The 22047-nt window shown below is 73.4% G+C and carries 21 protein-coding genes; all 21 read right to left on the bottom strand.

Annotated features, from left to right (window positions below):
• Positions 1-74: 74 nt before the first annotated feature.
• Entirely contained in the window at positions 75-437 is a 363-nt protein-coding gene (locus ACFT2C_RS02200) for an RNA polymerase-binding protein RbpA (RefSeq protein ID WP_108494395.1), read from the bottom strand.
• A gap of 54 nt (positions 438-491) precedes the next feature.
• Entirely contained in the window at positions 492-734 is a 243-nt protein-coding gene (secG, locus tag ACFT2C_RS02195; RefSeq protein ID WP_020014806.1) for a preprotein translocase subunit SecG, read from the bottom strand.
• Between the two features lie 274 nt (positions 735-1008).
• Entirely contained in the window at positions 1009-1779 is a 771-nt protein-coding gene (gene tpiA / locus ACFT2C_RS02190) for a triose-phosphate isomerase (protein ID WP_377205520.1), read from the bottom strand.
• A 60-nt stretch (positions 1780-1839) separates the two neighbouring features.
• On the bottom strand, positions 1840-3039 hold the full coding sequence (locus tag ACFT2C_RS02185) for a phosphoglycerate kinase (RefSeq protein WP_377205358.1): 1200 nt from the start codon (positions 3037-3039) through the stop codon (positions 1840-1842).
• A 132-nt stretch (positions 3040-3171) separates the two neighbouring features.
• Complete coding sequence (gap, locus tag ACFT2C_RS02180; protein WP_377205357.1) at positions 3172-4176, bottom strand: type I glyceraldehyde-3-phosphate dehydrogenase; 1005 nt, start codon at positions 4174-4176, stop codon at positions 3172-3174.
• Positions 4177-4487: 311 nt separating this feature from the next.
• Positions 4488-5468: a DNA-binding protein WhiA gene (gene whiA / locus ACFT2C_RS02175; RefSeq protein WP_377205356.1), complete on the bottom strand. Its 981-nt coding sequence runs from the start codon at positions 5466-5468 to the stop codon at positions 4488-4490.
• A gap of 123 nt (positions 5469-5591) precedes the next feature.
• On the bottom strand, positions 5592-6536 hold the full coding sequence (locus ACFT2C_RS02170; protein ID WP_377205355.1) for a DUF1684 domain-containing protein: 945 nt from the start codon (positions 6534-6536) through the stop codon (positions 5592-5594).
• Positions 6537-6675: 139 nt separating this feature from the next.
• Positions 6676-7260 carry an NADPH-dependent FMN reductase gene (locus ACFT2C_RS02165; protein WP_377205354.1) on the bottom strand — a complete coding sequence of 195 codons (585 nt, stop codon included), beginning with the start codon at positions 7258-7260 and terminating at the stop codon, positions 6676-6678.
• Complete coding sequence (locus ACFT2C_RS02160) at positions 7257-8498, bottom strand: LLM class flavin-dependent oxidoreductase (RefSeq protein WP_377205353.1); 1242 nt, start codon at positions 8496-8498, stop codon at positions 7257-7259. Before ACFT2C_RS02160 ends, ACFT2C_RS02165 begins: the two co-directional genes overlap by 4 nt.
• On the bottom strand, positions 8495-9625 hold the full coding sequence (locus ACFT2C_RS02155) for an LLM class flavin-dependent oxidoreductase (RefSeq protein WP_377205352.1): 1131 nt from the start codon (positions 9623-9625) through the stop codon (positions 8495-8497). The genes ACFT2C_RS02160 and ACFT2C_RS02155 overlap by 4 nt, the downstream gene beginning before the upstream one ends.
• Positions 9625-10761 carry an LLM class flavin-dependent oxidoreductase gene (locus ACFT2C_RS02150; protein WP_377205351.1) on the bottom strand — a complete coding sequence of 379 codons (1137 nt, stop codon included), beginning with the start codon at positions 10759-10761 and terminating at the stop codon, positions 9625-9627. Before ACFT2C_RS02150 ends, ACFT2C_RS02155 begins: the two co-directional genes overlap by 1 nt.
• 83 nt (positions 10762-10844) lie before the next feature.
• On the bottom strand, positions 10845-12098 hold the full coding sequence (locus tag ACFT2C_RS02145; protein ID WP_377205350.1) for an LLM class flavin-dependent oxidoreductase: 1254 nt from the start codon (positions 12096-12098) through the stop codon (positions 10845-10847).
• A 7-nt stretch (positions 12099-12105) separates the two neighbouring features.
• Positions 12106-13122, bottom strand: a complete 1017-nt coding sequence (locus ACFT2C_RS02140) for an ABC transporter substrate-binding protein (RefSeq protein ID WP_377205349.1) — start codon at positions 13120-13122, stop codon at positions 12106-12108.
• Between the two features lie 35 nt (positions 13123-13157).
• Positions 13158-13922 carry an amino acid ABC transporter ATP-binding protein gene (locus ACFT2C_RS02135; protein ID WP_377205348.1) on the bottom strand — a complete coding sequence of 255 codons (765 nt, stop codon included), beginning with the start codon at positions 13920-13922 and terminating at the stop codon, positions 13158-13160.
• The gene (locus ACFT2C_RS02130) at positions 13919-15016 is read right to left on the bottom strand and encodes an amino acid ABC transporter permease (RefSeq protein ID WP_377205519.1); all 1098 of its coding nucleotides are present in this window, start codon (positions 15014-15016) and stop codon (positions 13919-13921) included. The genes ACFT2C_RS02135 and ACFT2C_RS02130 overlap by 4 nt, the downstream gene beginning before the upstream one ends.
• Complete coding sequence (locus ACFT2C_RS02125; protein ID WP_377205347.1) at positions 15013-15651, bottom strand: GNAT family N-acetyltransferase; 639 nt, start codon at positions 15649-15651, stop codon at positions 15013-15015. Before ACFT2C_RS02125 ends, ACFT2C_RS02130 begins: the two co-directional genes overlap by 4 nt.
• Positions 15648-16532 carry a DUF1684 domain-containing protein gene (locus ACFT2C_RS02120; RefSeq protein ID WP_377205346.1) on the bottom strand — a complete coding sequence of 295 codons (885 nt, stop codon included), beginning with the start codon at positions 16530-16532 and terminating at the stop codon, positions 15648-15650. Before ACFT2C_RS02120 ends, ACFT2C_RS02125 begins: the two co-directional genes overlap by 4 nt.
• Entirely contained in the window at positions 16529-18322 is a 1794-nt protein-coding gene (locus ACFT2C_RS02115; protein ID WP_377205345.1) for a dipeptide ABC transporter ATP-binding protein, read from the bottom strand. Before ACFT2C_RS02115 ends, ACFT2C_RS02120 begins: the two co-directional genes overlap by 4 nt.
• The gene (locus ACFT2C_RS02110; RefSeq protein ID WP_377205344.1) at positions 18319-19131 is read right to left on the bottom strand and encodes an ABC transporter permease; all 813 of its coding nucleotides are present in this window, start codon (positions 19129-19131) and stop codon (positions 18319-18321) included. The genes ACFT2C_RS02115 and ACFT2C_RS02110 overlap by 4 nt, the downstream gene beginning before the upstream one ends.
• Positions 19128-20090, bottom strand: coding sequence for an ABC transporter permease (locus ACFT2C_RS02105; protein ID WP_377205343.1), 963 nt, complete (start codon positions 20088-20090; stop codon positions 19128-19130). Before ACFT2C_RS02105 ends, ACFT2C_RS02110 begins: the two co-directional genes overlap by 4 nt.
• Positions 20090-21721 carry an ABC transporter substrate-binding protein gene (locus ACFT2C_RS02100; protein ID WP_377205342.1) on the bottom strand — a complete coding sequence of 544 codons (1632 nt, stop codon included), beginning with the start codon at positions 21719-21721 and terminating at the stop codon, positions 20090-20092. Before ACFT2C_RS02100 ends, ACFT2C_RS02105 begins: the two co-directional genes overlap by 1 nt.
• Between the last annotated feature and the right edge of the window lie 326 nt (positions 21722-22047).

Genomic DNA, 22047 nt, shown 5'->3' with positions numbered 1-22047 from the left:
GGCAGCAACGAAGTAGAGCGCCCGTCCGGTCGAAGTGACCGGGCGGGCGCTCTGCTTCGCCGCTGCAAAAAACTTTAGCGTGCTATGCGTCCGCCGCGGCGGATACGCAGTGCCTCCAGCGCCTCCTCAAGGAGGGCGGCGCCGTCCTCGTCGGACCTGCGCTCCTTCACGTAGGCGAGGTGCGTCTTGTACGGCTCGTTCCGCACGGGAGCCGGCGGGTTCACCGGATCCATCCCCGCGGGGAAGCCACAACGCGGGCAGTCCCACTGCGTGGGGGCCTCCACGTCCTCGCCCACCGAGAAGCTCGGTGCTGTCTCGTGCCCGTTGGCACACCAGTAAGAAACTCGGATACGCGGCGCTGTGTCGCCCCGCTCCGTCTCTCCGAGGGGGCCGGCGCCTACCCGGCTCCCCCGAATCGCATGACCGCCTGATGCCACGTCTGTCGTCCCCTCTGTGTGTGGCCGTCAGCTGCTAGGCGCTTGGCGACCGGGTCAGCTGACCTTCTGGATGAGTCCGAGCAGGACGATCACCACGGCCCACACGAGGGCGAAGGCGATTGTGATGCGGTTGAGGTTCCGCTCGGCCACGCCGGACGAGCCGGCCCCCATCGAGATACCGCCACCGAACATGTCGGACAGTCCGCCACCCTTGCCCTTGTGGAGCAGGATGAGCATGGTGAGAAAGCCGCTGGTCAGGACCAGCAGGACTTCCAGGATGATGCGGAGCGCGTCCACGGGTTCACGTCCTCGGTTGTAGGTGTGCCGGGCGTCACCCGGCGGCGGATCGGTCAAGAGTAAGCGAGACGCACCTCACAGTGCTAACGCCCTGCTCAGGGGTCTGTAGCGCCCTGAGCAGGAGTCACACCCGGAACATCACGCCCGAGCGAGGGTACCTCAGGCAGATTGCGAGAGTGTCTCGAACCATGCGTGTCAGACGCTCAGGCCCAGTTGCGGGTCGAGCTTGTCGAGACCGCCAAGGGTCTCGACAAGCTCGACCAGCGGGGGCATGTCAGGCGGTGACGTGGGACTGGTAGCGGGCGATCCTTGCGAACTCCTCCGGGTCCAGGCTCGCGCCGCCCACGAGGGCGCCGTCGACGTCGGGCTGCGCCATGATCTGCGCGACGTTGCCCGACTTCACCGAGCCGCCGTACAGGACGCGGACGCCGTCGGCGACGCTCGGGTCGCACAGCTCGCCGAGCACCCGGCGGATCGCGCCGCACACCTCCTGCGCGTCCTCCGGGGTCGCGACCTCGCCGGTGCCGATGGCCCAGACGGGCTCGTAGGCGATGACGATCTTCGCGATCTGCTCGGTCGGGACGTCCGCCAGCGCGGCCTCGACCTGCGCCAGCGTGTACGAGACCTGGTCGCCCGCCTTACGGACCTCCAGGCCCTCGCCGACGCACAGGATCGGGGTCAGGCCGTGCGCGAAGGCGGCGCGCACCTTGGCGTTGACCAGCTCGTCGGACTCGCCGTGGTGCTCGCGGCGCTCCGAGTGCCCGATCAGCACGTAGGTGCAGCCGAGCTTCGCGAGCATCGACCCGGAGATCTCGCCCGTGTAGGCGCCGGACTCGTGCTTGGAGATGTCCTGGGCACCGTAGACGAGCTCCAGCTTGTCGGCATCGACGAGCGTCTGCACGGAGCGCAGGTCGGTGAACGGCGGGATGACCGCCACCTCCACCGCCGCGTAGTCGTGCTTGGCGTCCTTCAGGGTCCAGGACAGCTTCTGGACCGTGCTGATCGCCTGCTGGTGGTCCAGGTTCATCTTCCAGTTGCCCGCCATCAGCGGCGTGCGGGTGGTAGCCACGTGTTTCTTCCTTCGTTGAGAGAGAGGTACGGCAGGTCAGTCGGCGAGAACCGTGAGGCCCGGGAGCTCCTTGCCCTCCAGCAGCTCCAGGCTCGCGCCGCCGCCGGTCGAGATGTGGCTGAACCCGGCCTCGTCGAAGCCGAGCACGCGCACGGCCGCAGCCGAGTCGCCCCCGCCGACGATGGAGAACGCGCCCGCCGTCGTCGCCTCGATGATGCCCTGGGCCACGGCCTTGGTGCCCGCGGCGAACGCCTCGAACTCGAAGACGCCCATGGGGCCGTTCCAGGCGATGGTCTTCGCGTCGGCCAGCTTGCCGGCGAACAGCTTGCCCGACTCCGGGCCGATGTCCAGGCCGATGGTGCCGTCGGGGATCGCGTCGGCGCCCACGACCTGGTGCGGCGAGTCCGCGGCGAACGAGTCCGCCGCGACGACGTCGACCGGCAGCACGATCTCGACGCCGTTCTCCTGGGCCGTAGCGATGTAGCCCTTGACGGTCTCGATCTGGTCCTTCTCCAGCAGGCTGTTGCCCACGGACAGCCCCTTGGCCGCCAGGAAGGTGAAGACCATGCCGCCGCCGATGAGCAGGCGGTCCGCCTTGGTCAGCAGGTTCGCGATGACGCCCAGCTTGTCGGACACCTTGGAGCCGCCGAGCACGACGGCGTAGGGACGCTCGGGGTCGCCGGTCGCCTTCGACAGCGACTCGACCTCGTTCAGGACCAGGTCGCCGGCCGCGGCGGGCAGGACCTGCGCGATGTCGTACACCGAGGCCTGCTTGCGGTGCACGACGCCGAAGCCGTCCGAGACGAACGCGTCGGCGAGCTGCGCCAGCTCGCCGGCGAGCTCGGCGCGCTCGGCGTCCACCTTCGAGGTTTCGCGGGCGTCGAAGCGCACGTTCTCCAGGAGGGCGACCTTGCCGTCGGCCAGGGCCTCGACCGTCGCCTTCGCGGACGGGCCGACGAGGTCCTCCGCGAGCGCGACGTCCTGCTCGAGCAGCTCGCCCAGGCGGGCCGCCACCGGCGCGAGGGAGTACAGGGGGTCCGGCGTGCCCTTGGGGCGGCCGAGGTGGGCCAGCACGACGACGCGCGCACCGGCGTCGGTCAGCCGCTTCAGCGTCGGCAGGGCGGCGCGGATGCGGCCGTCGTCGGTGATGGTGGTCCCGTCGAGCGGGACGTTGAAGTCTGAGCGGACCAGGACGCGCTTGCCGCGCAGGTCGCCGAGGGAGTCGATGGTCTTCATAGGAGCACTCCAGATCGAGGTACCGGCAGACAGATCTTCGCCAGTCGGGTGTGACGCGACATGACGACGTCCGCGTGCGCCGGCTGGCCGATGCGCACGCGGACGTCGTGGTTCACGCTGGGGCGGAGAAGGTCAGAGCTTCTCGCCGACGAACACGGTGAGGTTCACGAGGCTGTTCGAGTAGCCCCACTCGTTGTCGTACCAGGAGACGACCTTGACCTGGTTGCCGATCACCTTGGTGAGCTTCGCGTCGTAGATGCTCTGGTGCGGGTTGGTCACGATGTCCGAGGAGACGATGTCGTCCTCGACGTACTCCAGGATGCCCTTGAGCGGGCCCTCGGCGGCGGCCTTGACCGCGGCGTTGACCTCCTCGATCGTCACGTCGCGCGGCGCCTCGAAGGTGAGGTCGGTCGCCGAGCCGGTGATGACCGGCACGCGCAGCGCGTAGCCGTCCAGCTTGCCCTTGAGCTCCGGCAGCACGAGGGCGACGGCCTTGGCGGCACCCGTCGTGGTCGGGACGATGTTCTGCGCGGCCGCGCGGGCGCGACGCAGGTCGCTGTGCGGGCCGTCCTGCAGGTTCTGGTCACCCGTGTAGGCGTGGATCGTGGTCATGAGGCCACGCTCGATGCCGATCGAGTCGTTCAGCGCCTTGGCCAGCGGGGCCAGGCAGTTCGTGGTGCACGACGCGTTCGAGATGATGTGGTGCGCCGCCGGGTCGTACAGCTCGTTGTTGACGCCCATCACGAAGGTCGCGTCCTCGTTCTTGGCCGGGGCCGAGATGATGACCTTCTTGGCGCCGGCGTCGATGTGCGCCTTCGCCTTGGTGGCGTCCGTGAAGAAGCCGGTGGACTCGATGACGATGTCCGCGCCCAGCTCGCCCCAGGGGAGGTCAGCGGGGTTGCGCTCGGCGAGCGCGCGGATCTTCTTGCCGTCCACGATGATGTTCTCGTCGTCGAAGTCGACCGACTTGCCGAAGCGGCCCAGGGTCGTGTCGTACTTGAGCAGGTGCGCGAGCGTCTTGTTGTCGGTCAGGTCGTTGACCCCGACAACCTCGATGTCTGCACCCGACTCGACGAGAGCCCGGTAGAAGTTCCTGCCGATACGGCCGAAACCGTTGATGCCGACGCGGATGGTCACAATGCCCTCCTCAGGGGGCGCCGGCCGTCCCGGCGCACACGTTTCCTTGGTTCTGTCACCACTGCCGTCGATGCCCGACGGCGAAGTGTGTTGCCAGGCACTCCGGGCGCCGCGACCTCGCGACGACCCGAACGGGAAACGCGTTGGTCACGGCGTCGTCACCTGACGATTTCGAGCCTATACCCGAACCCGGCCGATCCGTGACCCGAGCCGGACAGCGTGGAACTCGCGGTTCTGTGCGTTCTCACAACTCGGATCCGGGCGCACGGAGCCAGCGGGCGGGACTCAACGGGCGGGTTTCACCCGGGCGCTCACAGGTCGAGCAGGTCGGCCGGCAGCCCGGCCTCGGTGTCGGGAATGCCCAGCTCGAGCGCGCGCTTGTCCGCCGTCGACAGCAGACGGCGGATCCGGCCCGCCACGGCGTCCTTGGAGAGCTGCGGCTCGGCCAGGCGGCCCAGCTCCTCCAGCGACGCCTGCTTGTGCGCGAGGCGCAGCTCGCCGGCCTGGCGCAGGTGGTCGGGCAGCTCGTCGCCCAGGATCTCGAAGGCCCGCTGGACCCGCGCGCCCGCCGCGACGGCGGCCCGGGCGGAGCGGCGCAGGTTCGCGTCGTCGAAGTTCGCGAGGCGGTTGGCCGTGCCGCGCACCTCGCGGCGCTCCCGGCGCTCCTCCCAGACCTTGAGCGTCTCGGGCGCCCCGATGCGCTCCAGCATCCGCCCGATGGAGTCGCCGTCGCGGACCACCACGCGGTCGATGCCGCGCACCTCGCGGGACTTGGCCGCCACGCCCAGGCGGCGGGCCGCGCCGACGAGCGCGAGCGCCGCCTCCGGCCCGGGGCTGGTGATCTCCAGCGCCATGGACCGGCCGGGCTCGGTGAGCGAGCCGTGGGCCAGGAACGCGCCGCGCCACACGGCCTCGGCCTCCTGCACACCCGCGGACACGACCTCGGGCGCGAGGCCGCGCACGGGGCGGCCCCGCGCGTCGAGCAGGCCGGTCTGGCGGGCAAGCGACTCGCCCTCGCGCACCACCCGCACCACGAACCGCGAGCTCTTCCGCAGCCCGCCGGCCTGGACCACGATGAGCTCGCTCGTGTGCCCGTACAGGTCGTGGATCGCATGCCGGAGCCGGGTCGCCGCCGACTCCGTGTCGAGCTCCGCCTCGATCACGACCCGACCGGAGATGATATGAAGACCGCCGGAGAACCTCAGCGTCGCGGAGACCTCCGCCTTGCGGCAGGACGTCTTCGCCACCCTGACCCGCGCGAGCTCCTCCTTGACCTGTCCCGTGAGCGCCATGGCGTCATACTGCCATGGTCACGCGCCCACCAACCGGGTGGAATCGCGGAAACTCGGGCGATTTGTCTCGGCGTGTCGCGTCACACATGCGAGGCGCCGAGGCGGGAGCGCCCCCAACGCCGCTCATCGCGGGGCCTTCTCACCCGCCGTCACGGCGACCGGCAGGTGGTTGCCCGCCAGCGGCGCGGCGCTGGTCCCGAAGTCCGTGAACGCGTACGGCAGGTTCGTCGCGCGGTTCAGGTCCAGGCGCAGCGTGTCGGACGTCGCGATCACCAGGCCGGCGGACTCGTCCTCCGTGAGGCCTGCCGCTTCCCCGGCGGTCTCCTCGGCCGCGCCGTCGGCGCCGTCCGCGCCGTCCGGTGTGGTGACCTGGAGCGTCCGCCACGGCGCGACGCCGTCGGCCTCGTCGCTGAACACGACGACGGGCGCCGTCAGCGTGCCGGTGAGCGCGAGGGTGGCGGCCTGCCCGCCGACCACGACGTCGACCTCCCCGAGCACCTCGACGTGGTGCACGAGGCCCGGCCGTGCCCCGCCGACCGTGACGGTCTCCGGCTCCTCGTACCAGCGCACCGGGACGTCGAGCACCCAGGCGGGGTCGTAGTCGAACGCGGGGACGCCGTCGAACGCGGCGCGCGTCGCCGACCGCGGGTCGCGCGGCCGGACGCCGTACCGGCCCGTGCGCAGCACCACCTCGACCGCCACCTCGCGCTCGTCGGCCGGTCCGGAGGTGTCCCGGCCCTCCGGCACGAATGTGCCGAGGATGCGGCCGTGCCCCTCGCGGACGCCGATCACGGTCGGGCCGTCCGGCTCGACGTGCTCGCCGGTCAGCACGGCCGTGTCCCCCGGCGCCGGCTGGGTGTACAGCGCCCCGCCCGCGACCCACCACTCGCCGGGCAGACCGGGCAGCCGCTGGGGCTTCGCCGTCGGCCAGTGCAGGGCCGCCGGACTCAGCGGCCCGTAGGGCTCCCGCAGCTCACGTTCGCGCGCGGCGCGCCATCCGACGTGCCCGCTGACGGAGTCGTCGACCATGGTCGTGCTGGGCGTACCGGTCTGCGGAGCCTCGGTCATGTGTCATGTCCTCTCGGTCGGGAGTGCCGCCTGTAGCAACGATTGCCCCCACCGCTACAGGACGGCTGGAGGGCCCGAATCGTTGTTCCGCGTGCGGGTGAACTTTCAGCGGCAATTATCCCTGCTCGTTCAATAGGCATCAAATTGGTCGGACACGGGCGCGCGCAGACCGGCCGAGCGTGGCGGCCCAGCGCCCGGTCCAGTCGTCGAGCACCTGTCCGACGTCGGCGAGCTGGCTCTCGGTCACCGCGAACGTCCGCGCGGGCACCACGGCGCCGAGCTCGACGAGCACGGGCCGCAGGTGCACCTCCCCCGCCAGCGCGTGCGCGGGGCTCGCGGAGACCACGACGGGCACGGCCACGACGTCGGCCAGCGCGTCCGGGCCGTACCCGTCCAGGAACGCCTTGAGCAGGCCCGTGTAGGACGCCTTGTAGACCGGCGTCGCCACCACCACGAGCCGCGCCGCCACCACCCGGTCCCGGGCCGCGGCCACGGCCGCCGACCCGGTCAGGACCTCCGGGGCGAGCAGCGCCAGGTCGACCGGGTCCGCCAGGCGCAGGCCGAGCTCGTCCGCCAGCCGGCCGCCCACTGCCTGGGCCACGCCCAGGGTGCGCGAGCCCGGCCGCGGGTTGCCGCTGACCACCACGACGCCGCCGGCGCCGGTGCCCGGCTGCCGGGTCTGGTTCTCGTCCTGGGCCTGGGCCTGGTCTGCGTGGACGGTCATACCGCCACCTCCGTCGTGGTCGTGGTGCTGTCTCCGGTTGTGTCCCTGCTCGTAGCTCCGCGCCTGTCGACCGACCCGGCCCGCGCCGTGATGCCCCGCTCGTCCAGGAGCGGCCGCACCCCCTCGGCGAACCAGTAGGCCTCCTCCAGGTGCGGGTACCCGGACAGCACGAACTCGTCGAACCCCGCATCGTGGTACTCCGCGACCAGGTCGGCGACCTCCTCGTGGCTCCCCACGAGCGCGGTTCCCGCGCCGCCCCGCACCAGGCCGACGCCGGCCCACAGCCCCGGGTGGATCTCCAGCTCGCGGGCGTCGCCGGTCGCGGCGAGGCGTCCGCCGTCGTGCAGCGCGGCCATCCGCCGCTGGCCCACCGAACCCGAGGTGGTCAGGACCCGCTGCGCGTCCGCGACCTGCTGCGGGCTGAGCTCGTCGAGCCAGCGCTGCGCCACGGCCCAGGCGTCGGCGGACCGGTCCCGGGTCAGGACGTGCAGCCGCACGCCGAACCGCAGGGTGCGGCCCCGTTCGGCGGCCAGCTCGCGGACCCGCGCGATCTTGCGCGCCGCCTGCTGGGGCGGCTCGCCCCAGGTCAGGTACACGTCGGCGTGCTCGGCGGCGACCGGGAGCGCCGCCTCGGAGGACCCGCCGAACCAGATCTCCGGTGCCGGGTCGGGCGGCGCGATGCTGCGCGCCCCCGCGATGCGGTAGTGCCGGCCGGTGTGGTCGAACGAGTCGGTCCCGCCGGGCGCGCCGACCGCCCACACCCCGCGCAGCACCTGCAGGAACTCGGCGGTGCGGTCGTAGCGCTCGTCGTGGTCGAGCCAGTCGCCGAACCGGCGCATCTCGACCTCGTCGCCGCCGGTGACGACGTTCAGCAGCACCCGCCCGCCCGAGAAGCGCTGCAGGGTGGCCGCCATCTGCGCGGCGAGCGTCGGGGAGATCAGCCCGGGCCGCAGGGCGACCAGGAACTTCAGCCGCCCGGTCTGCTGCAGCACGGCCGCCGTGGCGAGCCAGGCATCCTCGCTCCAGGTGCCCGTCGGCGTGAGCACCGCGTCGTACCCGAGCCGGTCGGCGGCACGCGCGACGTCGCCCAGGTACTCGAGGCTCGGCTCGCGCAGGCCGGACGCCGACCCTCGCGCCTCCTTGGCGTGCGCGCTGCCGACGATGCCGCGGGCGTCGCCGTTCGCCGGGAGGAACCAGTGCACGCCGGCGGGGCGCCTGGCCGCGTCCGGGGTGCTCATGCCGCCACCTCCCGGGTGCGGGCCGGCGGGTCGACGGCGGTGAACCCGGCCGCCCGCCGCTCGTCGCGCGGGCCCCACAGGTCCGTGTGGACCTCGGTCCTGACCTGCGGGATCACCTCCTGCGCGAACCGGCGCAGCACGTCTTCCTGCTGTGCCGGGGCGAGCAGGTGGTTCACCGACACCGCCTGCAGCACGTGCCCGAACGTGGAGTGGTAGTCGAGGATCTTCTCGGCCACCCGCTCGGGGGAGCCGACCAGCGCCGGGCCGCGTTCGACGGCCTCCTCCAGCGTGCGGAAGCTGGTCACCTTGCCGACGGCGCCCGGCGCGTGCCTGCGCGCGTCCTGCTGGCGCACCTGGCCCTCGTAGATCGGCCGGTACTGCGCGACCGCCTCCTCGGTGGTGTCGGCCAGGAACAGGCCGCCCGAACCGGCGCCCACGAACCCGTAGGCCGGGTCGTGCCCCGCGGCCGCGTACCGCTCGCGGTACCGGTCGATGAGCACGCCGTAGTTCTCGCGCGGCTGCAGCGCGTTCGCGCTGACGATCGGGTCGCCGTGCTCGGCCGCGAGGTCGACGGCGAACTGGGACGTCGCCGAGCCGTGCCAGATGCGGAACGGACCGGCGAACGGGCGGGGCAGCGTGGTGGCGTGCTCCAGCCTGTGCCGGTGCCTGCCCTCCCACGTGACGTCCTCGCTGGACAGGAGAAGCCGCAGGAGCTCGTAGTTCTCCCGCAGGTACTCGTACTGCTTGGCGATGTCCAGGCCGAGCAGCGGGTACTGCAGGTCCTCGTTGCCCTTGCCGATGACGATCTCCAGCCGGCCGCGACTGAGCTGGTCGACCGTCGCCAGGTCCTCCGCGAGCCGGATCGGGTCGTGCAGGGACAGCACGGTGACGCCCGTCGACAGCAGGATGCGGGACGTACGGGCTGCGATGGCCCCGAGGAGCACCGTCGGGGCCGAGGACAGCACGGCGCCCGCGTGCCGCTCCCCCACGGCGAAGGAGTCGAACCCGAGCTCCTCCGCCAGGACCGCCGTGTCGACTATCCGGTTCAGGCGGTCGGCGGGCGGCACCTGCTCGCCCGTGACGGGGTGCGGCGGGTTGAACGCGATGTCCAGGACCTGGAACCGCATCAGGCCGCCGCGCTCTCGGCTGCGGTCTCGGCCGCACCCTCGGCAGCCCGGTCGCGCTGCGCGACGCCCTCCTTGACCAGGGGGATGACGTAGCGGCCGAAGTCGATGGCGTCGTCGAGCAGGTCGTAGCCGCGGGCCGAGATCACGCGGACGCCCAGGTCGTAGTAGGCGAGCAGCGCCTCGGCGACCTGCTCGGGCGTGCCGACCAGCGCGTTCGAGTTCCCGGCGCCGCCCGTCGCCTTCGCGGTGGCGGTCCACAGCGCGGTGTCGAACCGCTCGCCCTCGGCGGCGATCTCCAGCAGGCGCTGCGAGCCCGCGTTCTCGGGCTTGTCGATCGGGTGGCGCCGGCTCAGGACGCCGCCCGACGCCGCCTTCCGGGCCTCGATCCGGCCCAGGATCTGGTACGCCTTCTCCCAGGCCAGCTTCTCCGTCGGCGCGATGATCGGCCGGAACGCGGCGTGGATCCGCGGCGGCGTCACCCGGCCGGCGGCCTGCGCCTCGGCGTGCACCCGGGCGATCTGCTCGGCGGTGCGGTCCAGGGGTTCGCCCCACACGGCGTAGATGTCGGCCTCGGCGGCGCCCACCGGGTAGGCGGCGTCCGACGAGCCGCCGCACGAGATGGTGGGCACGTGCCCGGGATGCGGCTTGGCGTCCAGCACGAAGTCGTCGAAGTCGTAGAACTCGCCGCGGTGGAAGAACGGCTCGGTGCTGGTCCAGGCCCGCTTCACGATCTGGATGTACTCGCGGGTGCGGGCGTACCGCTGGTCCTTCGTGAGGGTGTCGCCCTCCCGGCCCTGCTCGTGGTCGTTGCCGCCCGAGATGAAGTGCACGGACACCCGGCCGCCGGAGAGCTGGTCCAGGGTCGCGAACGTCTTGGCCGCGTACGTCGGGTACGACACGTTGGGGCGGTGCGCCAGCAGCAGCTCGATCGACGGCACCTGCGCGGCGACGTGCGCCGCGAGCGCCGCTGGCTCCGGCCCGGACGAGCCGTACGCGAACAGGACGCGGGTCCAGCCGTTGTCCTCGTGGGCCCGCGCGATGCGGACCAGGTAGCCGGGGTCGACGGGCGCGGTGGTGCGCTCGGTGGTCTCGGAGGCGTCGTTGGTGGTGGCGATGCCGAGGAACTCGACGGGCATGGTGGTTCTCCTTCGGTGCGGGGTTCGGGGCTGCGTTCGGGTTTCGGGCGCCGGGTGCGGGGTGCGGGCGCGGGCACGCTGGGTCAGGCCACGCTGACCGCCCGCCCGGGACGCTCCTCGGCGGCCCGGTCGGTGATGCCCCAGGCCCGGGCGAGCAGCTCGAACGAGCGGCGCGTCTCGGCGGGGTCGTGGGTCGCGGTGGTGACGAGCAGCTCGTCGGCGCCCGTCACACGCGCGAGCGTGTCGAGCCGTTCGACGACGGTGGCCGGGTCGCCCACGATCCGGGTGTCGACGCGGTCGGCCACGAGGGCGCGTTCGGCGTCGGGCCGGTCGGTCCACGCGGTAGCGGCCGACGGCGACGGGTAGGCCATCGCGCCGCGCTCGCCGCGGCGGATGGACAGCACCCAGTCGGCGAACGGCTCGGCGAGCACGCGGGCCCGTTCGAGGGTCTGGGCGACGAGGACGTCGGCCGAGACGACCACGTACGGCTCGGCGAGCACGCCCGGCCGGAAGGCCGCGCGGTAGGCGGCCACGGTGTCCAGGATGGTGGCGGGGCTGACGTGGAAGTTGGCCGCGAGCGGCAGGCCGAGCTCGCCCGCCACGGTGGCGCTCTCGCCGCTGCTGGACGCCAGCAGCCACAGGTCGAACGCCGCCCCCTCGACGGGCGGGCTCGTGTAGGCGCCGCCCGTCCCGTCGCGGAAGGTGCCGCGCTGCAGGGCGAGCACGAGCTCGACCTCCTCGCGGAAGCCGGCCGGCTTCCGGTGGGCGCCGATCACCTCCTGCTGGGCTAGGAGTCGCTCCCGCAGCGCCGGGTCGTTGAGCCCGTTCGGCGGCGCGGGCGGCACGTACAGGCCGTCGACGAGCCGCGGGAAGTCCGAGGCGGGCGGACGAGCCGGCTGCGCGGCACCGGACGGCTTCGCGCCCGCCTTGGCGGCCGGCCCGCCGGACGGCTTCTCCCCCGGCTTCGCGCCCGGCTTGTCCGACGGCGGCACCGTGAACGCGCGCCCCAGCCCCAGGTCGACCCGGCCGGGGTGCAGCGCGGCGATGGTGCCGAACTGCTCGGCGGCGATCAGGGGCGACGTCGTCGACAGCAGCACCGCGCCCGAACCGACCCGGATGCGCGAGGTGCGGGCGGCGACGGCGGCCGCGAGGACCGCGGGCGACGCCGAGGCGACGCCGGGCGCCAGGTGGTGCTCGGCGTACCAGACGCGCCGGTAACCGAGCGCGTCGAGGTCGACGGCGAGCGACACCGCGCGCTGGATCGCCTGGACGCCGGTCGCGCCGTCGGCGACCAGGGCCAGGTCGAGGACGGACAGCGGGACTCTGCGTGTGCTCATGAAAGGGTCACTCCTCCGTCTTGGGCAGGCCGGGCGGGTTGGTCTCGGACCGCTCCACCGACTCGGACGTGAGGCCCCAGCGGTCCAGCACCTGCTGGTAGGACCCGTCGTCGATCGCGTGGTTGAGCGCGGCCGTGACGGCCTCCGCCGCGCCGGAGCCCTTCTTGGTCGCGACGGCGATCTGCGCGGTGTCGGGCCAGCCGCCGTTCACCGTGCCGACCACCTTGAAGTCCTCCGGGGAGACCGCCGCCTGGTACGCGAGCACGGCGTTCGGCCCCACGTAGGCCTCGACGCGGCCCGACTGGAGGGCGAGCAGCACGTCGGAGAACTGCTCGTAGTACTCCGGCCCCTTGATGGGCTCGAGCCCGTCGGCCTGGTTGAGGCGGTCCCACTCGAGCAGGATCTTCTCCTGGTTGGTCCCGGAGCCGACGCCGACGGTCTTGCCCGCGATGTCCTCGCGGGAGTCGACGGTCAGGTCCGAGTCGGCCGCCGTCAGCCAGCCCAGCTCGTCGACGCGGTAGCTGGAGAAGTCGATGGTCTCCTTGCGCTCCTCGGTCACGGTGATGTTGGAGATGACGGCGTCGACGTCGCCCGACTGGAGGGCGAGCGGCCAGTCGGCCCAGGCCTTCACCTCCAGCCGCACGTCCTTGCCGAGGGCGTCGGCGACGAGCTGCGCGATGTCGGTCTCGTTGCCGATCGGGGTCTTGTCGTCGTCGGCGAGGAACACCAGGGGCGGGGAGCCGCTCGCGCTCACCGCGATGGTGATCTCGTCCTTGTCCGCCCACTCGTCGGGCAGCAGGGCCTCGGCGTCCGGGGACTCCGTGGTGTGGATCCGGTCCTGGTCGGGGCTGGTGCTGACCTGCAGGCCGGCGGACTCGGGCGCGTTCTCGGCGAGGCCCGCCGCGCCGTCGGCCGACTCGGGCCGCTCGGTGCTGGCGGCCGCGCAAGCCGTCATCAGGGCGAGCAGCGGCACGGCGGTCAGGGCGAGCAGGCGGGTGCGGGCGGCCCGTCGGGAGATGGTCACGGTGGTTTCCTTCGGGTTCGAGACTGGGTTCGGAGTCACAGGACCTTCTCCAGGAAGGCCCGGGTGCGGGGGTTGGCGGGACGGTCGAGGACGTCGCCGGGCGGCCCCTGCTCGACCACGACGCCGTCGTCCATGAAGACGACGGTGTCCGCGACCTCGCGGGCGAAGGCGACCTCGTGCGTGACGACGACGAGCGTGGTGCCGGTGCCGGCGAGCTCCTTGATCACCTGGAGCACCTCGCCGACGAGCTCGGGGTCGAGGGCGGACGTCGGCTCGTCGAAGAGGACCACCGCCGGCCGCAGGGCGAGCGCCCGGGCGATGGCCACGCGCTGCTGCTGGCCGCCGGAGAGCTGCCGGGGCCGCGCGTCCGCCCGGTCGGCGAGCCCGACCCGGGCCAGCAGCTCGCGGCCCTCCGCCTCGGCCTCGGCGCGCGGCCGGCCCTGGGCGAAGATCGGCGCCTCCACGACGTTCTCCAGCACCGTGAGGTGCGGGAACAGGTTGAAGCTCTGGAACACGAACCCGATCCGGGTGCGACGGCGCAGGATCTCGCGCTCGGTCAGCTCCCGCAGCGTGTTGCCGCGCCGGGCGTACCCGATGAGCTCGCCGTCCAGGGAGACGAACCCGCGGTCCACCTTCTCCAGGTGGTTGATCGCGCGCAGCAGCGTCGACTTGCCCGACCCGGACGGGCCGATGATCGCCGCCACCTCGCCGGGCCGGACGGTGAGGTCCACGCCGCGTAGCGCCTCGAGCATGCCGAACGACTTGTGCACGCCCCGGATCTCGAGCAGGCCCCCGGTCATGCGGCACCTCCCGGCGTGCGTGGGGCACCGTCGCGCGGGGCGACCCGGCGCCCGACCCGGACGCGGGCCGCGAAGGCGGGCGGGACGCCGTCGGGCACGGAGGCGCCGGTGAGGCGCGACCAGCCGACCTGAAGCTCCCAGCGCGCCCGCTGCAGCGGCGTCGGCGGCAGGGTGCGCAGCGCGCCCTTCGCGTAGTGCCGCTCCACGTAGTACTGGACCACCGTGATGAGCGTGGTCAGTGCCAGGTACCAGATCGCGGCGACGATGAGCAGCGGCACCACGCGGCCGTTGCGGCCGTAGATGACGCTCACGATGTAGAACAGCTCGCCGTACGCCAGCACGTACACGATCGAGGTGCCCTTGAGCAGGCCTATCACCTCGTTCACGGCGGTGGGCACGATCGAGCGCATCGCCTGCGGCAGGATGATGCGCCGCACCTGGCGGTGCCGCGGCAGGCCCAGCGAGGCCGCGGCCTCGTGCTGCCCCTGATCGACGCCGAGGATGCCGGCGCGCACGATCTCCGCGCTGTAGGCCGCCTGCGACAGGCCCAGGCCGAGGATCGCCGCCCAGAACTTGTCGATCAGGTCGATCGTGTCGAAGTACAGGAACTCCGGGCCGAACGGGATCCCGAGGCTCAGCACCGGGTACAGGTAGGCGAGGTTGTACCAGAGCAACAGCTGCAGCAGCAGCGGCACCGACCGGAACACCCACGTGTAGGCCCACGAGACCGCCTGCAGCAGGGGCGAGCGCGACAGCCGCATCAGGGCCAGCACGGTGCCGAGCGTGAAGCCCACCACCGACGCCGTCACGGTGAGCCGGATCGTGGCCCACGCCCCCTCCAGGATCGACGGCCACGTGAGGTAGCGGGCCACGACGTCCCACTCCCAGCGGTCGTTGGTGACCAGTGAGGAGACGACCATGGCCAGGAGCACGGCGACGACGGCGGTCGCGAGCCAGCGGCCCGGGTGCCGGGCCGCGACCACGCGCAGGTCCTCGTCGGCCGGTCCCGCCGCAGCCGGCCCGCCCCCGCCCGGCGGCAGGCCGGGCGGCGGGTACAGGAGGCGCGACTCGCCCTCGGCCAGGTGCGCGCTCATGGGGCGGTCAGCCATTTCTCGAAGGGGAACGGCTCGAACGGGACCGGCTCGAACGGGACCGGGCCGCCCGGGGCCAGGCTGGCCGGCTCGCCGGCGGCGGCCGCCGTGAGCGGCGTGTAGCCGGCGGCCCGGTAGAGCGCCGCTGCCTCCGGCTGGCGCGGGCCCGTGGTCAGGTAGAGCCGGGGGTAGCCCAGGTCGCGCGCCCGGGCCTCCAGCTCCGCCAGCACCCGGCGCGCCAGGCCGCGGCGCCGGTGGTCCGCGTGGGTCCAGATCCGCTTGAGCTCCGCCGTCGGGACCACGGGGACGCCGTCCGCGTCCCTGGTGTCGGCGCGCGCCAGGCGCGCGGGCTCGCCGAGCTCCGGCTCCAGCCGACGGCGGAAAGCCCCGCCCGCCACCGGCTCGCCGTCCTGAAGGAGCAGGACCAGGGAGCCCACGGGCGAGGCGAACTCCTCGGCGCCGTAGTGGGCCATCTCGGCCCGGTGCTGCTCCTCGGTGAGCACGTCGTGGTAGCGGGAGCGGTACTCGACGGAGAGCCCCGCCAGCAGCGGCTCGACCAGCGGGTCCGACAGGTGCGCCTCCCGGACCTCCAGCGCGGGGGGCGTCTCGGCGGACGTCCCCGTGGAGAGGGCCGTCATCGGGGCGCCCGCTCGCCCGCCGGCACGGCGAACGGCAGGTGGTTGCCGGCCAGCGGGGCGGGGCACGTGCCGAAGTCCGTGAACGCGAAAGGCAGGTTCTCCGCCCGGTTCAGGTCCAGGCGCAGCGTGTCGGACGTCGCGGGCGCCGGGTTCAGCACGGAGCCCGGCGCGGTGAGGCGCAGGATCCGCCACGGCGCGACGCCGTCGGCCTCGTCGCTGAACAGGAGGGTCGGCTCGGTGAGGCTGCCGGTCAGGGCCAGAGTGGTGACCGTCCCGTCGCGGGCGACGTCGATCTCGCCGAACACCTCGACGTAGTGCACCAGCCTGGGCTGCGCCGCGCCGACGGTCACGGACTCCGTCTCGTCGTACCAGCGCACCGGCACGTCCAGCACCCAGGCCGGGTCGTAGCCGAACGTGGGGACGCCGTCGAACGCGGTGCGCGTGACGGCCTGCGGGTCACGCAGGCGGACGGCGTACCGGCCCGTGCGCAGCACCACCTCCACCGCCACCTCGTGCTCGTCGTCCGAGCCGTCCCGGCCCTCGGGGAGGAACGTGCCGAGGACGCGGCTGCGCCCCTCGTGGACGCCGATCGCCGTCGGCCCCTCGGGTTCGACGCGCTCGCCGGTCAGCACCGCCGTGTCCCCCGGCGCCGGGCGGGTGAACAGCGTCCCGTCGGCGACCCACCACTCGCCGGGCACGCCCGGCAGCCGCCGGGGCGTCGCCGTCGGCCACAGGAGGGCGGTGGGGCTCAGCCAGCCGTGCGGCTCGCGCAGCGTGCGCGCCCGGGCGGCGCGCCACGCGGCGTGCTCGCGGACGGCGGTGTCGGCGGTATCGGCGGCGTCCGCCGGGCTCAGGGTCGCCGTGTTCGTAGCCTCGGTCATGTCAGGTCCTTCCGGTCGGGGTGCGCGGCGGTGCGGGCACCGGGGATCGCCGCGATCAGCTCGGCGGTGTACGGGTGGGCGGGATGGTCGAAGACGCGCCCGACGGGGCCGGTCTCCACCAGCCGGCCGGCGCTCATGACGCCGACGTGGTCGGCGACCTGCCGCACCACCGCCAGGTCGTGCGAGATGAACAGGTAGGTGAGTCCGCGCTCCTCGCGCAGCCCGGCCAGCAGGTCCAGCACGCGGGCCTGCACCGAGACGTCGAGCGCCGACGTCGGCTCGTCGAGCACCAGCAGCTCCGGGTCGAGCGCGAGCGCCCGCGCGATCGCCACGCGCTGGCGCTGCCCGCCCGACAGCTCGGCGGGCCGGCGTCGGGCCAGGTCGGGCGAGAGCTGCACCTGCTCGAGGAGCTGCGCCACCCGGTCGCGGCGCTCCGCGCGGTTCCCGGCCCGGTGGGCGCGCAGTGGCTCGTCCACGACGTCGGCCACCGTGAACCGCGGGTCCAGGGACGAGTACGGGTCCTGATGCACGAGCTGGGTACGCCGCCGGGTGGCGCGGTCGCCGCCCACGGGAGCGCCGTCGAGCTCCACCCGGCCGGCGGAGGGCCGCTCCAGGCCGAGCACGAGCCGGGCCGTGGTCGACTTGCCCGAGCCCGACTCCCCCACCAGCGCGAACGCGGTGCCGCGTGGCACGGTGAACGACACGTCGTCGACAGCGCGCAGCCGCCCCCGGCGGCCCAGCCGGAACTCCTTGACCAGACCGTGCACGGCCAGGAGGGCGGGCTGCTGCGGCCTCTCGACGGCGGTGCCCGGGGCCTTGGCCGGGGTCGGGGCCTGGTTCGTGGACGTGCCCGGCCCGGGCGTCACGGCGTCGGCGCTTGGCACAGTATTTCTGCCTGGTGCCGCGGGCCCGCCGGGCACCGCCGCCACGAGCTCGGACGTGTACGGGTGCTCGGGCGCGCCGAGCACCCGTGCGGCCGGGCCTTCCTCGACCACCACGCCGTCCTTGAGCACGACCACCCGGTCGGCCCTGTCGGCGGCCACCGCAAGGTCGTGCGTGATGAGCAGCACCGCGGTGCCCGCGCGGGACGTGAGGTCCGCGAGCAGGTCCAGCACGCGGCGCTGCACGGTCACGTCGAGGGCCGACGTCGGCTCGTCCGCGATCACCAGCTCCGGCTCGCACGCCATCGCGATGCCCACGAGCACCCGCTGCCGCATGCCGCCCGAGAGCTGGTGCGGGTACTGCCGCGCGCGCTCCGCCGGCTGGTCCAGCCCCACCTCGCGCAGGATCTCGACGGCCCGCTCGCGCGCGGCCCGGCGCGGCGTCCCGTGCACCACGAGCGCCTCGGCCACCTGGTCGCCCACGCGCACCACCGGGTCGAGCGCGGTACCCGGGTCCTGCGGGACGAGCCCGACGCGCACGCCGCGCACGCGCCGCCAGGCGTCCGGCAGGAGGCCCGTGAGCGGTGCGGAGCGAGGACCGGTGCCGAGGGTCACCTCCCCCGAGGTGACGCGGCCGCCGTCGGGCAGCAGGCCGATGAAGGCGTGCGCAGTGGTGGACTTGCCGCTCCCGGACTCGCCTACCAGGGCGACCACCTCACCCGGCCGGACGTCCAGGTCCACGCCGTGCACGACCTCACGGTCGCCATAGGCGACGCGCAGGCCGCGCACGCGCAGCAGGCTGTCGGACGGCGCGGGGCCGCCTGCCTCCGCGGGGCCGCCGCCCGCAGTCGCGGGTATGGCGGATGCGGCCACCTTGCCTGGTGCCTGGGTCCGCGTGGTGAGTGTCATCGGTCCGTCCTTCCCTCGCGGGTGAGCGCCCGCCCGAGCACGCCGACCGCGAGCACGAACAGGGCGATGACCAGGCCGGGCAGCGTGGAATACCACCAGGCGACGGCCAGGTAGTCGCGGCCCTCGGCCACGAGCGAGCCCCACTCGGGCGTGGGCGGCGTCGCGCCGTACCCGAGGAAGCTCAGGGCCGAGACCGCGAGGATCACCGCGCCCAGCTCGACGGCCGCGAGCGCCAGCACGGGGCCCGCGGCGTTCGGCAGCACGTGCCGCAGCAGGACCGACGAGCGGCCGGAGCCGGCCAGCAGTGCGGCCTCGACGTACGTGGCGTGCCGGACGCGCAGCACCTGGCCGCGCATGACGCGGGCGAACGTCGCGACGGACGCGACGCCGACGGCGATCGCCACCTTGACGGTGCCGAAGCCGAGCGCGGTGACCACGGCCAGCGACAGCAGGAGGCCGGGGATGGCGAGCAGCACGTCGGTGGCCCGCATGAGCGCCTCGTCGACGGGGCCGCCCAGGAAGCCCGCGACCAGGCCGACGCCGGAGCCCGCCACGAGGGCGACGCCGATCGCGAGCAGCGCCGCCCGCACCGACAGGCTGGTGCCGTGCACGGTGCGCGCGAACAGGTCGCGGCCGAGGTGGTCGGTGCCGAACCAGTGGGCGGCGTCGGGCGGGAGCAGCTTGTCGGCGGGGACGCCGGTGATCGGGTCGTAGCCCGTGAACAGACCCGGGGCGAGGGCCCAGACGAGCACGAGGACCACGATCGCGAGCGCCACCAGCGGGACGGGCCGGACGAGGGCGCGGATCATGCGGTTGCTCCCTCGGCGGTGCGGGTGCTGCTGCGTACCCGCGGGTCGAGCAGGGGGTACGCGAGGTCGACCAAGAGGCTCGTGACGACGAACACGGCCGCCGCCACGACCACCAGCCCCTGGACCACGGGGATGTCCTGGGTGGTCACGGCGTTCTCGACGAGCCGGCCGAAGCCCTGGCGGGAGAACACCGTCTCGACCACCACGGTGCCGCCGAGCAGGTTGCCCACCAGGACCCCGAGCACCGTGACGGTCGGCAGGGACCCGTTGCGCGCCACGTGCGCGCCGAGCACCCGGGCGCGGCCGGAGCCCTTGGCGAACGCCGTCTCGACGTAGGGCGCCCGCCAGGCCTCGCGCAGCCCCTGGGACAGCACCTGCGCGACGACGGCGGCCAGCCCCACCGCGAGCGTCACCGCGGGCAGCACCAGGGAGGCGAAGCCCTCGTTGCCGACCGCGGGGAAGACGAACCAGGTGAACGAGAACAGGTGCAGCAGCACGAGGCCCACCCAGAACCCGGGCACCGCCACGCCGAGCGGCGGCAGCGACAGCAGGAGGCCGCGCAGCCAGGCGGCCCGGGTCCAGGAGGCGAGCGTCGCGATGCCGACGCCGCCGGCGACCCCGAGCACGAGCGCCAGCCCGGCGAGCTTCGCGGTCTCCGGGAACGCGTCGGCGACGAGGCCGGTCACGGGTGCGCCGCTGCTGATGGACGTGCCGAGGTCACCCGTGAGGGTGCGGCCGAGCACCGTCAGGTACTGACTCGCCGGGCCCTGGTCGAACCCGTAGCGCTCGCGCAGCTCGGCGACCCGCGCGGGGTCGACGCGCTCGCCGCCGGCGCCCTGGTCGAGCATGATCGCCACCGGGTCGCTGGGCAGCAGGTACAGCACGAGGAACGAGACGGTGAACGCCGCCCAGAGGACCACCGCGGCGCCGGCCACGCGGCGCAGGACGTGGGCGAGCATCAGTCCTGCTCGATCCACGCGTCGTGGAACAGGAGGCGTGAGGAGGCGTCGAAGGCGAGGCCGTGCACGTCCCCCCGGACCCCGATGGACTGCGCGAGCTCGAACAGCGGGATCGCGAGCCCCTGGTCGAGGATCTCCCGCTGGGCGTCGGCGACGAGGGTGTCCCGCTCGGCCGGGTCGGCCTCTCGGAGCTGCTCGTCGAGCAGCGGGTCGACGGCGTCGTCCGGCTCGCGCAGGCTGAGGTTGCGCTGGGCCGTGGAGAACTGGGTGCGCAGGATGTCGGCGTCGGCCCGGGTGACGTTGTAGTAGAAGACGTCGTAGTCGCCGGAGTCCTGGGCGGTGGTCTGCTCGGCCGCGGTGAGCTGGCGCAGCTTCAGGTCGATCCCGGCCGCGCGCAGCTGCTGCGCGGCCAGCTCCAGCACCGCACCGCTGCCGGTGAACACCGGGGTGTAGGTCACCTCGATCTCGAGCGGCTCGCCGTCCTTGACGCGGATGCCGTCCGGGCCGGGCGCCCATCCCGCATCGTCGAGGATCTTCCCGGCCTCGGTGGGGTCGAAGGCGAGCTGGTCCGACAGGTCGGCGTAGCCGGGCGTGGTGGACGCGAGCACGCTGGTGGCGGGCTTGAACGCGGCGGAGAGGACGGTGTCGACCAGCTCCTGCCGGTCGATCGCCACGAGGAGCGCGCGACGCACCTCCGGGTCGTCCAGGGGCGGGCGGGTCACGTTGGGCTGGAGCACGAACGGCACGCCGGGGTTGGCCCGGGTCAGCACCTCGCCGCCGGTGCCCTCGACCTGCGGGACGTCCTGCGGCAGCACGTCGCCGACGGCGTCGAACTGGTCGGACGCGATCCCGCCCGCGCGCACCCCCGACTCCGGGACCACCGAGAACTCGATGCCGTCGAGGTACGCCTCGCCCTGGTGCTCCGACGACTCGGGCGCCCAGTCGTAGCCCTCGCGCCGCGTGATCACCGCGCCCTGGTCCTGGGTATAGCTGTCGAGCACGAACGGCCCCGAGCCGACGATGTCGCCCTGCAGGCGCTCGGCCGGGTCCACCTCGGCGGTCTCCTCGGACAGGATCGCGAGCGACACCGTCGAGGTGGCCTGCAGGAACTGCGCGTTCGGTGCGTCGAAGACGACTGTCGCGGTCCGCTCGTCGGGGACCTCGGTCTGCGCATAGCCCGCGAGGTAGCTCGCCGCGAGCGGCGCCGTCGCCCCGAGCTCGCCCGCGACGGCGTCGAAGCTGGCCCGCACGTCGGCAGCGTCCAGCGCACTGCCGTCGGAGAACGTCACGCCGTCGCGCAGGTGGAACGTGAAGCGCGTCAGGTCGTCGCTGACGTCCCAGCTCTCGGCGAGCCACGGTTCGATCTCGCCGGTGGCCGGGTCCTGGTCGGTGAGCGAGTCCGCGAGCTGACGGGCGACGTAGATGCTGACATTCGTGCCGACCTGCTGCGGGTCGACGCCCTGCGGCGCCGCCCCGAGCGCGAACCGGAGCGTGCCGCCCGGCGTCGGCTCGGTGGGTGCGGCACCCGAGGCGGTGTCGGGCCCGGCGCAGCCGGTCAGCGCCAGGACGGCGGCCAGGGCGGTCGCGACGGCGGCGGGCGCTGTGCGGCTCGGCGACGCGGTGCGGCTCACGGGTGTGCTGGCAGACGTCCTACGGCGTGGGCGGGTCCGGACCATGGGTGTCCTCTCGGGGCACGGCGAAGCAGACCGCGCGAGGGTGCGCGCAGGTCCGTCACCGAAGGTGGCGTGGGGTATGGGGGGTGGTCAGGTGACGCGGGCTGAGGTGAGGTGACGGAGCGCAATGGCCGGCCCGGGGACGGGCACGACGAGGACGGGCGGCGAGGGCCGTGCGGGGGCGCTGCTAGGTCTTACCTGGGTGCGGTCAGCGACTGGCGGGACAACACTCGTGGACACGACACATGGAGCGGGCGTGCGCGATCTGCACCGTGCCGTTCGTC

The sequence above is a fragment of the Promicromonospora sp. NPDC057138 genome (assembly GCF_042670845.1).
Classification (GTDB): domain Bacteria; phylum Actinomycetota; class Actinomycetes; order Actinomycetales; family Cellulomonadaceae; genus Promicromonospora.
This window is presented reverse-complemented; position numbering and strand designations above follow the sequence as displayed.

Coding starts and splice junctions, on each gene's coding strand:
- tpiA (WP_377205520.1), bottom strand. CDS start 1,779: ATGGCGGGCAACTGGAAGATGAACCTGGACCACCAGCAGGCGATCAGC.
- ACFT2C_RS02185 (WP_377205358.1), bottom strand. CDS start 3,039: ATGAAGACCATCGACTCCCTCGGCGACCTGCGCGGCAAGCGCGTCCTG.
- whiA (WP_377205356.1), bottom strand. CDS start 5,468: ATGGCGCTCACGGGACAGGTCAAGGAGGAGCTCGCGCGGGTCAGGGTG.
- ACFT2C_RS02170 (WP_377205355.1), bottom strand. CDS start 6,536: ATGACCGAGGCTCCGCAGACCGGTACGCCCAGCACGACCATGGTCGAC.
- ACFT2C_RS02165 (WP_377205354.1), bottom strand. CDS start 7,260: ATGACCGTCCACGCAGACCAGGCCCAGGCCCAGGACGAGAACCAGACC.
- ACFT2C_RS02160 (WP_377205353.1), bottom strand. CDS start 8,498: ATGAGCACCCCGGACGCGGCCAGGCGCCCCGCCGGCGTGCACTGGTTC.
- ACFT2C_RS02155 (WP_377205352.1), bottom strand. CDS start 9,625: ATGCGGTTCCAGGTCCTGGACATCGCGTTCAACCCGCCGCACCCCGTC.
- ACFT2C_RS02150 (WP_377205351.1), bottom strand. CDS start 10,761: ATGCCCGTCGAGTTCCTCGGCATCGCCACCACCAACGACGCCTCCGAG.
- ACFT2C_RS02145 (WP_377205350.1), bottom strand. CDS start 12,098: ATGAGCACACGCAGAGTCCCGCTGTCCGTCCTCGACCTGGCCCTGGTC.
- ACFT2C_RS02135 (WP_377205348.1), bottom strand. CDS start 13,922: ATGACCGGGGGCCTGCTCGAGATCCGGGGCGTGCACAAGTCGTTCGGC.
- ACFT2C_RS02130 (WP_377205519.1), bottom strand. CDS start 15,016: ATGAGCGCGCACCTGGCCGAGGGCGAGTCGCGCCTCCTGTACCCGCCG.
- ACFT2C_RS02125 (WP_377205347.1), bottom strand. CDS start 15,651: ATGACGGCCCTCTCCACGGGGACGTCCGCCGAGACGCCCCCCGCGCTG.
- ACFT2C_RS02120 (WP_377205346.1), bottom strand. CDS start 16,532: ATGACCGAGGCTACGAACACGGCGACCCTGAGCCCGGCGGACGCCGCC.
- ACFT2C_RS02115 (WP_377205345.1), bottom strand. CDS start 18,322: ATGACACTCACCACGCGGACCCAGGCACCAGGCAAGGTGGCCGCATCC.
- ACFT2C_RS02110 (WP_377205344.1), bottom strand. CDS start 19,131: ATGATCCGCGCCCTCGTCCGGCCCGTCCCGCTGGTGGCGCTCGCGATC.
- ACFT2C_RS02105 (WP_377205343.1), bottom strand. CDS start 20,090: ATGCTCGCCCACGTCCTGCGCCGCGTGGCCGGCGCCGCGGTGGTCCTC.